Source organism: Methylotuvimicrobium sp. KM2, from assembly GCF_038051925.1.
Taxonomy (GTDB): domain Bacteria; phylum Pseudomonadota; class Gammaproteobacteria; order Methylococcales; family Methylomonadaceae; genus Methylotuvimicrobium.
Window position 1 is genome coordinate 126,081 of record NZ_CP150634.1, and the last position, 15,508, is coordinate 141,588.

The 15,508-nt window shown below is 47.5% G+C and carries 10 protein-coding genes, 2 tRNA genes and 3 rRNA genes; 11 read left to right on the forward strand and 4 right to left on the reverse strand.

Features of this window, described 5'->3' with window-relative positions; genetic code table 11:
* Positions 1-282: 282 nt before the first annotated feature.
* From WJM45_RS00560 to WJM45_RS00605, 10 genes are all read left to right on the forward strand, one after another.
* Positions 283-1,817: ribosomal RNA gene (locus WJM45_RS00560) — 16S ribosomal RNA — on the forward strand.
* A 66-nt stretch (positions 1,818-1,883) separates the two neighbouring features.
* Positions 1,884-1,960 (forward strand) — tRNA-Ile (locus WJM45_RS00565).
* A gap of 74 nt (positions 1,961-2,034) precedes the next feature.
* A tRNA-Ala gene (locus WJM45_RS00570) sits at positions 2,035-2,110 on the forward strand.
* A 316-nt stretch (positions 2,111-2,426) separates the two neighbouring features.
* Positions 2,427-5,606 (forward strand): 23S ribosomal RNA (locus WJM45_RS00575).
* A 292-nt stretch (positions 5,607-5,898) separates the two neighbouring features.
* Positions 5,899-6,014, forward strand: a 5S ribosomal RNA gene (gene rrf / locus WJM45_RS00580).
* The 16S, 23S and 5S rRNA genes sit together here with 2 tRNA genes alongside, the layout of an rRNA operon.
* A gap of 222 nt (positions 6,015-6,236) precedes the next feature.
* Positions 6,237-7,373, forward strand: a complete 1,137-nt coding sequence (locus WJM45_RS00585; RefSeq protein ID WP_341327068.1) for an ABC transporter permease — start codon at positions 6,237-6,239, stop codon at positions 7,371-7,373.
* On the forward strand, positions 7,370-8,152 hold the full coding sequence (locus WJM45_RS00590; protein ID WP_341327069.1) for an ATP-binding cassette domain-containing protein: 783 nt from the start codon (positions 7,370-7,372) through the stop codon (positions 8,150-8,152). Before WJM45_RS00585 ends, WJM45_RS00590 begins: the two co-directional genes overlap by 4 nt.
* Before the next feature lie 64 nt (positions 8,153-8,216).
* Complete coding sequence (locus WJM45_RS00595; RefSeq protein WP_341327070.1) at positions 8,217-9,059, forward strand: MlaD family protein; 843 nt, start codon at positions 8,217-8,219, stop codon at positions 9,057-9,059.
* Positions 9,056-9,604, forward strand: a complete 549-nt coding sequence (locus WJM45_RS00600) for a hypothetical protein (protein WP_341327071.1) — start codon at positions 9,056-9,058, stop codon at positions 9,602-9,604. Before WJM45_RS00595 ends, WJM45_RS00600 begins: the two co-directional genes overlap by 4 nt.
* 428 nt (positions 9,605-10,032) lie before the next feature.
* Positions 10,033-10,629: a hypothetical protein gene (locus WJM45_RS00605; protein ID WP_341327072.1), complete on the forward strand. Its 597-nt coding sequence runs from the start codon at positions 10,033-10,035 to the stop codon at positions 10,627-10,629.
* A gap of 18 nt (positions 10,630-10,647) precedes the next feature.
* On the opposite strand, the gene WJM45_RS00610 is transcribed toward WJM45_RS00605, so the two are convergent.
* From WJM45_RS00610 to WJM45_RS00625, 4 genes are all read right to left on the reverse strand, one after another.
* The gene (locus WJM45_RS00610; protein ID WP_341327073.1) at positions 10,648-12,531 is read right to left on the reverse strand and encodes a cytochrome c peroxidase; all 1,884 of its coding nucleotides are present in this window, start codon (positions 12,529-12,531) and stop codon (positions 10,648-10,650) included.
* A 56-nt stretch (positions 12,532-12,587) separates the two neighbouring features.
* Positions 12,588-13,979 carry a selenium-binding protein SBP56-related protein gene (locus tag WJM45_RS00615; protein WP_341327074.1) on the reverse strand — a complete coding sequence of 464 codons (1,392 nt, stop codon included), beginning with the start codon at positions 13,977-13,979 and terminating at the stop codon, positions 12,588-12,590.
* A 99-nt stretch (positions 13,980-14,078) separates the two neighbouring features.
* A complete protein-coding gene (locus WJM45_RS00620; RefSeq protein ID WP_341327075.1) occupies positions 14,079-14,354 on the reverse strand; it encodes a DUF4242 domain-containing protein in 276 nt (91 codons plus the stop codon).
* A 51-nt stretch (positions 14,355-14,405) separates the two neighbouring features.
* Positions 14,406-15,002 carry a TetR family transcriptional regulator C-terminal domain-containing protein gene (locus WJM45_RS00625; RefSeq protein ID WP_341327076.1) on the reverse strand — a complete coding sequence of 199 codons (597 nt, stop codon included), beginning with the start codon at positions 15,000-15,002 and terminating at the stop codon, positions 14,406-14,408.
* 292 nt (positions 15,003-15,294) lie between these two features.
* Here WJM45_RS00625 and WJM45_RS00630 point away from each other — a divergent pair, with 292 nt between their 5' ends.
* Positions 15,295-15,501: a hypothetical protein gene (locus WJM45_RS00630; protein ID WP_341327077.1), complete on the forward strand. Its 207-nt coding sequence runs from the start codon at positions 15,295-15,297 to the stop codon at positions 15,499-15,501.
* The last annotated feature ends 7 nt before the right edge of the window (positions 15,502-15,508 follow it).

The window sequence follows — 15,508 nt, forward strand, 5'->3', positions numbered from 1 at the left end:
GCTCGTCTTTCCCGCCGCGAAACAGCGGAACGACGGGAAGAGAGATTGAAAATAAAGTTTGACATCGAGTTTCAGCTCTGTATAATGGGCGGGCTCAACAGGGGTAAAGCTCCTGGCTCTTTAACAAGTTGATCAAAATAATTTGTGTGGGTGCTTGTGGCGACTAGCTTAGCGGTAAAAGTTAATCGACGCAAGAACAACACGTTAATTCAAGTAATTGTCGTTTAATTCTGCAGTCGAGACAAGATTGGTGACTGATCTAATTTAGTCACAAACTGTATTGAACTGAAGAGTTTGATCATGGCTCAGATTGAACGCTGGCGGTATGCTTAACACATGCAAGTCGAACGGTAACGGTCCTTCGGGAGCCGACGAGTGGCGGACGGGTGAGTAACGCGTAGGAATCTGCCTGGTAGTGGGGGACAACTTGGGGAAACTCAAGCTAATACCGCATACGCCCTGAGGGGGAAAGCGGGGGATCTTCGGACCTCGCGCTATCAGATGAGCCTGCGTTGGATTAGCTAGTTGGTAGGGTAAAGGCCTACCAAGGCGACGATCCATAGCTGGTCTGAGAGGACGATCAGCCACACTGGGACTGAGACACGGCCCAGACTCCTACGGGAGGCAGCAGTGGGGAATATTGGACAATGGGGGCAACCCTGATCCAGCAATACCGCGTGTGTGAAGAAGGCCTGAGGGTTGTAAAGCACTTTCAATAGGGAGGAAAAAGCATTGGATAATACCCGATGCCTTGACATTACCTATAGAAGAAGCACCGGCTAACTCCGTGCCAGCAGCCGCGGTAATACGGAGGGTGCGAGCGTTAATCGGAATTACTGGGCGTAAAGCGTGCGTAGGCGGTTATTTAAGTCAGATGTGAAAGCCCCGGGCTTAACCTGGGAACTGCATTTGATACTGGGTAACTAGAGTTGAGTAGAGGAGAGTGGAATTTCCGGTGTAGCGGTGAAATGCGTAGAGATCGGAAGGAACACCAGTGGCGAAGGCGGCTCTCTGGACTCAAACTGACGCTGAGGTACGAAAGCGTGGGTAGCAAACAGGATTAGATACCCTGGTAGTCCACGCCGTAAACGATGTCAACTAGCCGTTGGGTTTATTAATGAACTTAGTGGTGCAGCTAACGCATTAAGTTGACCGCCTGGGGAGTACGGCCGCAAGGTTAAAACTCAAATGAATTGACGGGGGCCCGCACAAGCGGTGGAGCATGTGGTTTAATTCGATGCAACGCGAAGAACCTTACCTACCCTTGACATCCAGAGAATCTGTGAGAGATCGTAGAGTGCCTTCGGGAGCTCTGAGACAGGTGCTGCATGGCTGTCGTCAGCTCGTGTCGTGAGATGTTGGGTTAAGTCCCGTAACGAGCGCAACCCTTATCCTTAGTTGCCAACAGGTCAAGCTGGGAACTCTAGGGAGACTGCCGGTGATAAACCGGAGGAAGGTGGGGACGACGTCAAGTCATCATGGCCCTTATGGGTAGGGCTACACACGTGCTACAATGGCCGGTACAGAGGGCAGCGAACTTGCGAGAGTAAGCAAATCCCAGAAAGCCGGTCCTAGTCCGGATTGCAGTCTGCAACTCGACTGCATGAAGTCGGAATCGCTAGTAATCGCGAATCAGAATGTCGCGGTGAATACGTTCCCGGGCCTTGTACACACCGCCCGTCACACCATGGGAGTGGGTTGCAAAAGAAGTAGGTAGTTTAACCTTCGGGAGGGCGCTTACCACTTTGTGATTCATGACTGGGGTGAAGTCGTAACAAGGTAGCCCTAGGGGAACCTGGGGCTGGATCACCTCCTTACAAAGACGCAAGCGGTCGTCATGAGTGTCCACAACAAATTATTTTGATCGAAGACGTCACGAGCCTGGGCCTGTAGCTCAGTTGGTTAGAGCGCACCCCTGATAAGGGTGAGGTCGGAGGTTCAAATCCTCCCAGGCCCACCAACGCGGCGAAAGCCTGGAAGCTGGAAGGACCGGCCGTCAAGCCGCCGAGCAAGCGGAATGCACGAACCCCCCAAGGGGCCATAGCTCAGCTGGGAGAGCGCCTGCCTTGCACGCAGGAGGTCGGGAGTTCGATCCTCCCTGGCTCCACCAATGCTATACAGTTTTAACGGCGAACACCCGAAAAGACTGTATAGCATTGGTGACGAAACAACAACGTCAGTAATAGCTCTTTAACAATTTGGAAATCTGTACACTGTAAATTCAGCGTTTAAAGCAATTTAAACTAAGAAGATACAAATAACAAGTTCATGTGCACAGACGGAGAAGTCGAGTTTAGAAGCGCCCGCGTCGAAAGGCAAGGGGAGCGATTAAAATTGGCGGAACCGAAAGTGAACTGAATGAGTTCTCAAGCAGAAAGCGAAAATGTCAGCTGATCTGTATAACGTTAGACTTATTGGGGTTATATGGTCAAGTGAATAAGCGCATACGGTGGATGCCTAGGCGATAAGAGGCGACGAAGGACGTAGTAGCATGCGATAAGCCGCGGGGAGTTTGCAAACTAACTTTGATCCGCGGATTTCCGAATGGGGCAACCCGGCCAGGATAACCTGGTCATCCTGCATTGAATACATAGGTGTAGGAAGCGAACCCGGGGAACTGAAACATCTAAGTACCCGGAGGAAAAGAAATCAACCGAGATTCCCTTAGTAGCGGCGAGCGAACGGGGAGCAGCCCTTAAGCATTGAGCAAATTAGTAGAACAGTCTGGAAAGTCTGGCGATACAGCGTGATAGCCGCGTATACGAAAATTTGCTGGGTGTGAAAACGAGTAGGACGGGGCACGTGAAACCTTGTCTGAATATGGGGGGACCATCCTCCAAGGCTAAATACTCCTTATCGACCGATAGTGAACCAGTACCGTGAGGGAAAGGCGAAAAGAACCGAGGAGATCGGAGTGAAATAGAACCTGAAACCGTATGCGTACAAGCAGTAGGAGCCTGTCTTCGGATGGGTGACTGCGTACCTTTTGTATAATGGGTCAGCGACTTAATCTCAGTGGCAAGCTTAACCGGATAGGGGAGGCGTAGCGAAAGCGAGTCTGAATAGGGCGTCATAGTCGCTGGGATTAGACCCGAAACCGGGCGATCTATCCATGACCAGGTTGAAGGTTGGGTAATACCAACTGGAGGACCGAACCGGGATCCGTTGAAAAGGATTCGGATGAGTTGTGGATCGGAGTGAAAGGCTAATCAAGCCCGGAGATAGCTGGTTCTCCTCGAAAGCTATTTAGGTAGCGCCTCGTGTATCACTGTTGGGGGTAGAGCACTGTTTCGGCTAGGGGGTCATCTCGACTTACCAACCCGATGCAAACTCCGAATACCAACAAGTGCGAGCACGGGAGACACACGGCGGGTGATAAGGTCCGTCGTGAAAAGGGAAACAGCCCAGACCGTCAGCTAAGGTCCCCAAATCTATGCTCAGTGGGAAACGATGTGAGAAGGCCCAGACAGCCAGGAGGTTGGCTTAGAAGCAGCCATCCTTTAAAGAAAGCGTAATAGCTCACTGGTCGAGTCGGCTTGCGCGGAAGATTCACCGGGGCTAAGCATAGTACCGAAGCTACGGATCTTACGTAAGTAAGGTGGTAGAGGAGCGTTCTGTACGCCTGCGAAGGTCGATTGAGAAGTCGGCTGGAGGTATCAGAAGTGCGAATGCTGACATGAGTAACGATAATGGGGGTGAAAAACCCCCACGCCGAAAACCCAAGGTTTCCTGCGCAACGCTAATCGACGCAGGGTTAGTCGGCACCTAAGGCGAGGCCGAAAGGCGTAGTCGATGGAAAACAGGTTAATATTCCTGTACCGGAGGTAACTGCGATGGGGTGACGGAGAAGGCTAGGTCAGCTGTCGGTTGGAAGTGACAGTTTAAGCGCGTAGGGAGATCCTTTAGGCAAATCCGGAGGATCAATCCTGAGACGTAACGACGAGTTTCCCTATAGGGAGACGAAGTGATTGATGCCCTGCTTCCAAGAAAAACCTCTAAGCATCAGGTTATCTGCGGCCGTACCCTAAACCGACACAGGTGGGTGGGATGAGAATTCTAAGGCGCTTGAGAGAACTCGGGTGAAGGAACTAGGCAAAATGGTACCGTAACTTCGGGAGAAGGTACGCCCTTGTTAGGTGAAGTCCCTTGCGGATGGAGCTGAAGAGGGTAGCATTAAACTGGTGGCTGCGACTGTTTAGCAAAAACATAGCACTCTGCAAACTCGAAAGAGGACGTATAGGGTGTGACGCCTGCCCGGTGCCGGAAGGTTAATTGATGGGGTTACCCCTCACCTAGATTATTTAGAACCATGTATTACGTTTATGTACTGTACAGTCGGACGGAAGATGAATTTTATCTGGGTTCGACAGAAGATTTAAAAATGCGTCTGTGGCAACATCAGCAAGGCGAAAACAAATCGACTAAAAAAGCACAAGACTGGATAGTTTCTTATTATGAAGCCTACTTGACAGAGCAGGCGGCGAAGAGGCGAGAAGGTCGACTAAAGCGTAGTGGTAAAGCGTATCATAGCTTAAAAGAGCGGATACGAGACAGCATAGATAATCTAGGTGAGGGGGAAGCTCTTGATCGAAGCCCCGGTAAACGGCGGCCGTAACTATAACGGTCCTAAGGTAGCGAAATTCCTTGTCGGGTAAGTTCCGACCTGCACGAATGGCGTAACGATGGCCACACTGTCTCCACCCGAGACTCAGTGAAATTGAAATCGCTGTGAAGATGCAGTGTACCCGCGGCTAGACGGAAAGACCCCGTGAACCTTTACTATAGCTTGACACTGGACTTTGAACCTATTTGTGTAGGATAGGTGGGAGGCTGTGAAGCATCAACGCCAGTTGGTGTGGAGCCGACCTTGAAATACCACCCTGGTATGTTTGAAGTTCTAACCTAGGTCCGTAATCCGGATTGGGGACAGTGTCTGGTGGGTAGTTTGACTGGGGCGGTCTCCTCCCAAAGAGTAACGGAGGAGCACGAAGGTGTGCTCAGCATGGTCGGAAATCATGCGATGAGTGTAAAGGCAAAAGCACGCTTGACTGCGAGACGGACAAGTCGAGCAGGTACGAAAGTAGGTCTTAGTGATCCGGTGGTTCTGAATGGAAGGGCCATCGCTCAACGGATAAAAGGTACTCCGGGGATAACAGGCTGATACCGCCCAAGAGTTCATATCGACGGCGGTGTTTGGCACCTCGATGTCGGCTCATCACATCCTAGGGCTGAAGCAGGTCCTAAGGGTATGGCTGTTCGCCATTTAAAGTGGTACGCGAGCTGGGTTCAGAACGTCGTGAGACAGTTCGGTCCCTATCTGCCGTGGGCGTTTGAGATTTGAGGGAAGCTGCTCCTAGTACGAGAGGACCGGAGTGGACGATCCTCTGGTGTTCCGGTTGTCACGCCAGTGGCATTGCCGGGTAGCTATGATCGGACGGGATAACCGCTGAAAGCATCTAAGCGGGAAGCCTCTCCCAAGATGAGATCTCACTGGGACCGTGAGTCCCCTGAAGGGCCCTGAGAGACGATCAGGTTGATAGGTCAGGTGTGGAAGTGCAGTAATGTATGAAGCTAACTGATACTAATTGCCCGTGAGGCTTGACCATATAACACCCAATCGGTTTGCACCGACGGTGTTATCCAACAGCCGACAATCGCTAAAGCGAGAGAACGAAAAGCGTGTACAGATTTCCAAAAAAACAGGTGAACGATAAAAGGTTCAAGGTTAAAGGAGCAAAGCTAAGGCTAAGCAGCCCAGACCGAAAACCCCGATAAAATCGAAAACACCTGAAGTAAAGAGTTTTGAGTAGGCTCGATAGCTAAGCCGGATTAGGGTTAAAGAAAATAAATAGCCTTTAACCTGGCCGCTGAAACCTTGAACCTGCTGTAACCGGTTTGCCTGGTGACCATAGCGAGCGTGTCCCACCCGATCCCATCCCGAACTCGGAAGTGAAACCGCTTAGCGCCGATGATAGTGTGGCACTTTGCCATGTGAAAGTAGGGAATTGCCAGGCGCTTATCCCAAAAGCCCGTGTTGATCATTCAACACGGGCTTTTTTTTGTCTTAAGGTTTTGCAAAAGGATGGCATCCATTAGGTACGCGTAGCGTACCCTCACAGTTAGGTTTGTAATTGGATGGGCTAGTCAATAAAGCTAATAGATTCATGGGCGAAAACCAAATTGCTATAGAATGGTCAAATAGTTGTATTTACTTATAACAATGGAAAAATACATTGATGGCCTCATTAAAAAATAAGCTTTTTGCTAAACCGGTGTTGCAAATAGATCAAGAAAATAATTTATCCTCAATTAATCTCAAAGGTTCATGGAACTTATTGGCAATCAACGAAAGTCCTGCTATTACTCGAGAGCTTAAAGGACTGCAAATCAATTCGGATTGTATATGGCGCCTTGATGAGGTCGATGCGCTCGATAGTGCGGGAGCTTGGCTGATATGGCAGGTTTGGGGGGAGGAGTTTCCAATTCAAGTGCAAATGAGGCCGGAACATAAGCGCTTATTCGATCGTTGGAAAACCTTTAGCTATGAACGCCCAGAGGAAGCACAGAAAAATTTGGCACAAATTTTTAAGGACGGAAATAAAGTCATTTTGGCATTTTATAGGCATGTTTTTAATAGCATTATTTTGCTTGGGCAATTATTGCTCGATACAGCATATCTATTAAGATCACCAAACAAAATACCTTGGCCGGAAATTTCAATGACGATATATAGTTCCGGTGTTAAGGCTCTTGGCATCACCGCGTTAGTTGGCTTTTTGATTGGTATTGTTCTCAGTTATTTGTCGGCACTTCAGTTACAAGCTTTCGGTGCGGAGATCTACATTATCAATATTTTGGGTATGAGTATTATTCGAGAGTTAGGGCCTTTGTTAGCGGCTATTTTAGTGGCAGGGCGATCAGGGTCTGCATTAACCGCCCAAATAGGAATCATGCGTGTTGCAGAAGAGTTAGATGCGTTGTCCTCGATGGGAATTTCGCATTCTCTACGAATCGTTTTTCCGATAGTAGTTGCTTTAACAGTAACGTTACCGTTATTGACGGTATGGACCAATGCGGCCGCTCTTTTAGGTGGCATTGTGTCGGCTTGGCACACGCTCGATATAAGTATGCAACAGTTTGTGCAGAGACTACCTGACTCCGTACCTTTGGTTAATGTATTTATTGGCGTGGGTAAGGCTGCGTTATTCGGTATGTTAATAGGAATGATAGCTTGTCACTATGGATTCCATATTAAACCAAACTCGGAAAGTTTAGGGAATGAAACAACTAACTCCGTTGTCGCTTCAATTACAGTGGTAATCATGGTGGATGCGATATTTGCTATTCTATTTATGGGGACGGGAATGCCATGAATGACATTAATGCAATTCATATGGAAAACATTTGGACCCAATTTGGTGACAACGTAATTCACGAGAATATCAGTTTCAGTTTATCAAAAGCGGAAATTCTCGGTTTGGTCGGGGCATCTGGAAGTGGAAAAACCACATTGATGCGTGAAATGATCGGACTGCAGGCTCCGACCGAAGGACGTGTTATGGTAATGGGGCAAATCTTAGATTATGAATCCGGGCATATTTCAGGGCAGATGTTAAGTCAGTTTGGTGTATTGTTTCAAAAAGGTGCTTTATTTAGTTCGTTAAATGTTTTCGATAATATTGCATTTCCGTTGCGGGAAATTGGTGTCAAGGATTCCGAATGGATATCTCATTTGGTTGGTTTAAAATTAGCGATGGTTGGCTTATCTGCAAAAGATGAATTACTCATGCCGGCTCAACTATCCGGGGGCATGATTAAAAGAGTGGCTCTTGCCAGGGCCTTGATTTTAGAGCCGGCGTTATTATTTCTTGATGAGCCGACATCCGGTCTTGACCCGATTGCCAGTCAAGGATTTGTAGACCTATTGCGCGAGCTTCATCATGACTTGGGTTTCACGGTTGTTATGGTCACCCATGATTTAAACGTTTTGAATGATTTGTGTACCAAAGTTGCTGTGCTGGCAGAAAAAAAATTAATTGCATACGGTCCGTTAGAAGTCGCGCTAAAGTGTAGTCATACTTTTGCGAGACAATTTTTTCATAATAAGCACGCTGAGAAAGTTTTTATGAATAGAGAGCATTGTTTTGGGTAGAGATACGCACGCTTTAGCTACCGGTCTTTTTTTACTAACACTGATAATAGGACTAGTCGGCATAGTGTATTGGATCGGTAGCTTTGAAAAGGCGCGTGATCTTTATGTTATCTCGACTAGAGACTCAGTAACCGGTTTAAATCCCGAATCTACCGTGTATTACCGGGGTATTGCGGTCGGTAAGGTTTTGACGGTAAATTTCGATCCGAGCGATCCACTGACGATTTTGGTCGAAATTGAGGTGGATAGCAATATACGATTTACAAGAGGGGTTTTTGCGACATTACGTCTAAAAGGGGTGACAGGGTTAACGCAAATCGATTTACAAGATACGGGAGACAGCGATGAATGGTTGTTACCTGGTGATAGGCCGGAGCAAAGAATTCCGTTGCTGCCATCGTTGACGGATCGTCTATTGAGTTCAGGCGAAGAAATATTAATGAAAGCCGAACAATTGATGATACGTCTAGACCGAGTGTTGAGCGATGAAAATGAAGAGCATGGACGTGAAATTTTGCGTAATCTAAATGTCGTCACCGCGAAAATGCCAAAACTTGAGGATCAGCTGGGTAAGGTATTGGAAAGAATGCCGAATTTGATAGATACTACGGAGACTACGCTCGGTCAAATCGGTGATTTGACGGTTGATTTAAAAGCGGCGGCGAATAGCGTAAAAGTGCTTGGTGACCGAGGGGATGCATTGATCGCATCGGGAGCGAATGTCGGGGATGTGCTGACAGGGACAACATTACCAAAAGTGCATCAAACAATGAATGAATTACAGTCCACAATGGATCAACTAAAACGAGTTGCCAATATGCTCGAAGCTAATCCTCAAGCATTAATATTGGGCCCGGTTAAAACCGAGCCTGCTCCTGGCGAACCGGGATATGAGGAGCCGCAATGAAAGTATCGCTGATTAATTTGTGTCTAATCATGCTGATGCTGATAAGTGGCTGTAGCTATAAAACTAGACCCGATGGAGCGGCTTTGCACGACCTTGGGCTTATTGTTCAGCGAAATGCTGAGCAGGCCTCATTACATGTCGAAGTAACAGCTCCGGAGTGGTTAAGGGATACGAGAATTCACTACAGACAGCTTTATTTAACCCCTACCATTGTAAAATTTTATAACCTAGACCGATGGATCGCGCAACCGGCCGCTTTGTTGGCCAAGCACTTCGCAGCAATTCCAGTAAGCGAGCCGTTAACTGTAAAAGTGCGTTTATTGGATTTCGAACAACGTTTCGACACTCCTCAGCAAGCGCGTTCGGTCGTTGCTTTTGAAGTTGAAGTGTATAAGACGAACGCAAATGCGCCAATAGCTCGAAAAGCGTTTCAATTTGAACAGATCAATATATCGGCCAATGCATTGGGTGCGGTCAATAGCTTTGCCGACTTGACTGAGAAAGCCGTGAGTGAAATGAGCGCTTGGTTTAATTCTTTGCGTTAATCCATCCTTGATGCCAAACCTTCCGGCATCCGCACAGGCAAAGTCGAAATAGGAAGTGCATTAGTCGATGTCAAAGCGTTTCTTTGTGGATAATCAGACATTTCACCTAATCTTAGTCAAATAACACAGTTATTTAATGCATGAATGCGTGTCAATTAGTTGCTGAACGCGACTGATCACGCGATTTCATTTATGTTCAGAGGGCTTTTCTGAAACCCAAACTAATTATACGTTGCAAAATAGAGGCCAAGGTTAGCGGCCAATTGTCGCGCGGCAAAATGCCACATTTTCTTGGTCGCCGTTAGTGGATACACTTTACTTCGACTCTTGTATGCACTCTTCACGAGACTAGAGTTGAATCCTTCCTCTTTAATGCGGTCTCCCGGCCGCATCTTTTTTTCGACATCCCGGTTTTAAAAAGGTAAGTTATGTCAATTTTCAAAGATCCAGATTTTTTCGATCTCAAGCCGTTAGACCTTGAACACAAAGTGTTTTTGCCGACGCGGGAGCTTTACAGTAGTCTGAGCCTGCAATTAAACGAGCTGTATCGACAAATTAAAACGGTTTTGCTCGATTGGCACGCTGATTTGGCTTTTGCCGCGAAGCAATTTTATGCGCATCCGGTCGAGACTGGCTCGCAGTGGTATGCTCAAGCTGTTGATTATGGGACGCAGATGTATGCCCAGGTTTACGAGGTTTATTTTCCGAAAATCGAGTCTATCTATGAGCAAACAATAGTCGAAGCGACGCAATTGGGTCGGCAAGCCGGCGAACATTGGCAAGCGTTTTTCGATCATCCTCAAGCAACGGTTGCGGCAATGGTCGAACCGGTGACGAATTATACGAATCAAGCAATTGACGTCGCGGAAGTCTATTTTGTGAGCGTTTATTCAGCGATTCTGGACTTGTTCGAGTTAATGCTTGAACAACCGACTGAAACCTTGGAAGCCGTATATCAAAATGCGTTAGCCGGATTGTTGGATATTTATTTTCAATTGATTTCATCGTTATTGGCGATGCTGTAAAAAGGATTACTCATCTGATCAGTTTTCTTGATGATCGCCGACCGGAGCCGCGAAAGCGTCGGCAACCAACTCATCGATATTGTCACCGGTCAAAGACTCCAGAAAAGCAGTCAAATCGTCTATTTCAGCCGCGTTTAAATTTAAAGGATTGATCAGCGGATCTAAGTTTTCATTGGTAATGCCGCCCTGGTTATAGAACTCGACGACTTCCTTTAGCGTCGAAATCGAACCGTTGTGCATGTATGGTGCGGTCAGCGAAACATTACGCAATGATGGGGTTCTATAATGCCAACGGTCGTTTGGGTCTTGCGTGACTTCATAGCGACCTAAATCGTTGCTCTTGGTTTCCGAGACCGATGCGATCAATTTATTATCGACGTCGACGAAGACGCCGGGGGCGACCTGGACACGTTGGGTTTTAGCCGTACTTTGCATTGCTTCTCGATAACCGATGCCGGTATTATGAAACGTATTGTCGGTGAACAGCGCATGTTTCTTACTGATGCTGTGACAAGACGAACATTGCGCTTTTCCGGAAAATAGCTTGAAACCGCGTTGTGCGGAAGTGTTCAAGGCTTGTTTGTCGTTGCTGTAATACCAACGGTCGAATGCCGAGTTGCCCGAGTTAAGGGTGCGCTCGTAACTTGCGATCGCCATGCCGATTGTTTCGATTGTCGGCCCTTTGCCGAAAGCCTTGTTGAAAAGAGCGTTGTATTCCCTATCGTTATGCAATTTCTCGATGACGCTACCGATCGACGGGTTGGCCATTTCATTGTGCGCCAATAGCGGTCCCCAAACCTGATGTTCGAGACTATTCTCGCGTCCATCGTGAAATAATTTGGTGTAATAAGCGACATTGTAAAGTGTCGGGCTGTTGCGCTTGACGGTCCGTCCTTCGACGCCGACCGCGGTTTTCATCTCGTTACTGGTAAAGCCTTGTTCGGGAATATGGCACATCGCGCATGAAAAGGTATTGTTCAGCGACAAGCGGCGGTCGTAAAACAGTTTTCGACCCAATTGTACTTTCTCCGGCGTCACAGGGTTGTTCGCCGGAATCGGCACGGGAGGTAGTCCTTTCGGTGGATGGTAGACCGTTTTCATCAAGTCGGCCGTTTGACCGGTTCGGTCGGCCAGAGCGATACTGCGAGTCGCATAGTCGCCGCTCTCGTAATTCGATTTATCATCGCCGGTCCGAAAACGTTCAGCGACTTGATTTGGCTTTTTGCCATCGGCGACGACTACCGGTTGCAGTAAAGTCTTCACATCATTGATCAAAGTGTCTGTATGCAAGAACGAAACGCTGTAGATGTTGCGGATTTTTTTGTTTCGGTCGATCAAATAGACGCGCAAAATATGCGAAAAAGTGCCGGTGAAACGTCCGTTTTCGTCGTAGACTTTCTGGATGCTTTGTCGATAATTATCGAGAATCGGTCGCAGCTCGGTTTCCGAAGCGGTCGTTAGAAAGCGCCACTCGATATTTTCATCCTGCAGGTGTTCGCCATACTGTTTCATTTTGTCTGGCGTGTCTTGTTCGGGGTTGAAGCTTAATGTCAACAAACGCAGTTGTCGGCTCAATTCGGGGTCCTTTTTAAGCCGGTTTTTGATTTTATGAAATACCCCGGTTGCAAGAGGGCAGCCGTTGACGTCGCTGCACGTCGAATAAATAAAACTGAGTAGCACGATCTTATCGCCCATCAGCTGATGCAAATTAACAGCCTGGCCTTGTTCGTCAAGAATTTTACCGTCTGCGGCCTTTCCGAGCGCCGGTAACAGATAGCTGCCGACGGTCGGAAGTTCGTATTGCAGTGCACCGTAACCTGGCGCAAGCGTTTCGTTGTCGGCCTTGACCGAAAAGACCGCTACGCTCGACAGCAAAATGACGATGGTAAACAAATGTCTCATGGCGTCGCTCCGGCGAGTCGATGGGAACAGAGAGCGGCCGAAGCCGCTCGTTGAGGTTATTGATATTTCGCGAGCAGATCGGGCTGCTGGCTGTTCTGGCTGTTGCTGGTGTAAAGCGAGTAGGCGCCGAATCGCATTTGATGCGCGCGGCCTAACTTTTCTTTGATGAAATCGATAGCGAACTGTTCTTTAAGTTGTTTTCCATCCCAGTGATAAAGTTTGAAGAACTGCTCGTTATCGTCTCCTTTTTTATCCCAGTTGGCCAATAGAGAAGACGTATAATAGAGCCGTTTACCGTCCCAACTTGACGACACCATATTGACTTGGGCGCCGATTTTTTGTTCGTAGACTTGTTTCGGGTTGAACGGATCGCTGATGTCGAAACCGCGAGTATTCCCGTCCATAAAGGTATTGACCCATAATATTTTGTCGTCGCTCGAAATAGAGATATCGACCGGCAGAGGTATTTTAGATGGATCGCCAATATCCGCTACGGCTTTCGCTTGCCATTCGCCGGCTTTGTCTTCATAAATCAGCCAGATTTTTGATGTTAGTGCCGTACTGGTAAAGCAGTAATTGTTATTGGCTCCCCATGCGCAGCGAAGTTCTAACGGTGCGCCGGGAACGTCGAAGACTTTCTTCGGTTTGCGCGCATGCAGATCCCATTGCACGACGGTATTGCCGAAGCGTTTCATCGCCTCGGGATCGTTCAGCATTTTGCCGAAATCCATCATGTAATTGGACCAGCCGGTGAACGACGAGGTGAACATCGCATTGCGCCTAGGTAAAACGCGCACGTCGTAACCGTATCCATCGGCATAATTGCCAGTCTTGACCGCGCCGCGCAGGTCGCTGTCGGTTGGGTGCCAGTGTGTGGCGATATATTTCCCTTCGTTGGTGTATTCGACTAGAGCGGTTCTGCCGCCATGATCTTTGTTATTAGAAAGTCCGGTGATCAGCATGCGACCGGGCAAGGCGTAGGTCGTATGCGGGCCGACTACGCCACCGCTTTTCGCGACGAAATCGCTGATGACCTTCGTCAATTTGGGTTTAGCCGGGTCGCTGTGAACGTCGAAAATAAAAACCTTATTGGTATCGAGGCCGCCAGCCCACAAGTATTGCCGATCATCAGTAAAGCCGGAATGATGCGCCTCATTCCGCCCGCCAACCGACAGCGAGTTGACGACTTTGCCATAGTTCTTGGACTTAGGGTTGACATCGACTGTGACGAGCTTATCCTGCTCATCTCCGACACCTTCCATGCCGAGCGTCCAGATATAAACGAAGTCCTCCTGTCCGACAATCTTGGCCATATAGGGGGACATGCAGGTTTCATCGGCTTGTGCAGGGTGTATGCTAAGACTGCTGATCATGATTGTAGAAGCGGCAAACAAGGCGGATTGAGTTAGTTTGCCAAGAAGGTTACGGTTCTTGCTTTGTGATTTCATGGTATGCACTCTCTTGTAATTATCTGAGTAATAGTGAGTTTTCGTGAAATTGACTGATTACCTCCTTTGGCTGATAATGTTTCTGGGGTAATAAAGTGCTTATGCTTCGGCAGTGGTCGGATCGATAATCGTCTTGATTCGGCTGATACGATTAGCAGGGAATGATCCTTGTTGAGCGTGTTCTCGAATAGCCGTTTCGTCCGGTGCGATATAAACACAATAGACTTTATCATCGGTTACATAGCTCTCAATCCATTGAATTTTCGGTCCCATATTCTGAAGAATGGAACATGACTTTTGAGCGATACCATGAAGGTCTTTGCTTGTCAACGATCCGGCATTGGGGATTTCTCGTTCGATAATGAATTTAGGCATGTTTTTCTCCAATTAAAAAATGACTGGTCGTCTTTATAGGGATTGAAAAAATTAGGCTTTGAAATAGCCCTCCAACAAACTCCGGCAACATTGTTTTAAGGGTTCCGAGGATTGTTCGATTTTCATTCGAAGTAACGCGCCTTGCCAAGTGTTTAGTAATAAATCGGCCATTTCCTCTGCCGTCAGATCGGATCGAACGGTTCCTTGTTGCTGCGCTTGGGCAAGTGCAGAGCGCATAATGTTGCGATAACGAGTTACCGCGGATTGCAATGCCTTTTGGCATATTTCGCTGGTGTCGCCGATTTCACCCATGAGGTTGCCAAGTAGGCAACCGCCTTTGAAGCTTTGTTTTTCGGCTTCGGCAATCAAATCGTGGTAGTAGCGCTTTAACGCAGATAGGGCATCGCCGTTCGAATGTTCCAAATAGGTGTCAAGCTGTTTAATAAATGGTTCAATGTAGTGCTGAATGACCTCCGCGCCGAAATTTTCTTTACTGCCGAAATAGTTGTAAAAAGAACCTTTTGGTATTTTAACGGCATCCAAAATTTCTTTAAGTCCGGTACCATGATACCCCTGCTCCATCAATAGCTTGACGCCTTGATTGAGTAGATTATCTCGGTTGATTTGTTTTTGCGATATTTCGATCATGTGAAAATAATACGACCGGTTGTCTTAATAGTCAATAATAAAAATATTTTTTTTATTTTGGGATTTTTAGGGGACTTGCTAATATTTTGCCGAGTACAGGCGAAGGACTGAAAATACACCTTTCGCGCAGCCCAGTTTTCGTTTGTCGGAAGAGAGTGCATGATGGCGAAATTTGAAGCGCGAAAGGCATGCTTCGTCATGAATATTTCAATTCAAAACAATAGGAAAATTGTAAATGAGCGAACAGGAGTCAAATGGAGGGTCTGACAACATAGAGCAGGACGGAAAGAGTATGCATCCATTAATCAAGTTGGGCATACTCTCGGTCGGCTCTAAGGTTGGTGCGGAAATTATTCTCAAGCTCGCGAAGCACCCTGTGTTGTTGATGGCGATGGGTATCGGTAGCGGGCTATATATTAACAAGCACCGCAAAGATATTCTCGAAGCCGCACAGCAGCTAAAAGATCAAGGTTTGGCTATCGTTAAGAAAAAAGACTGAAGTCTCT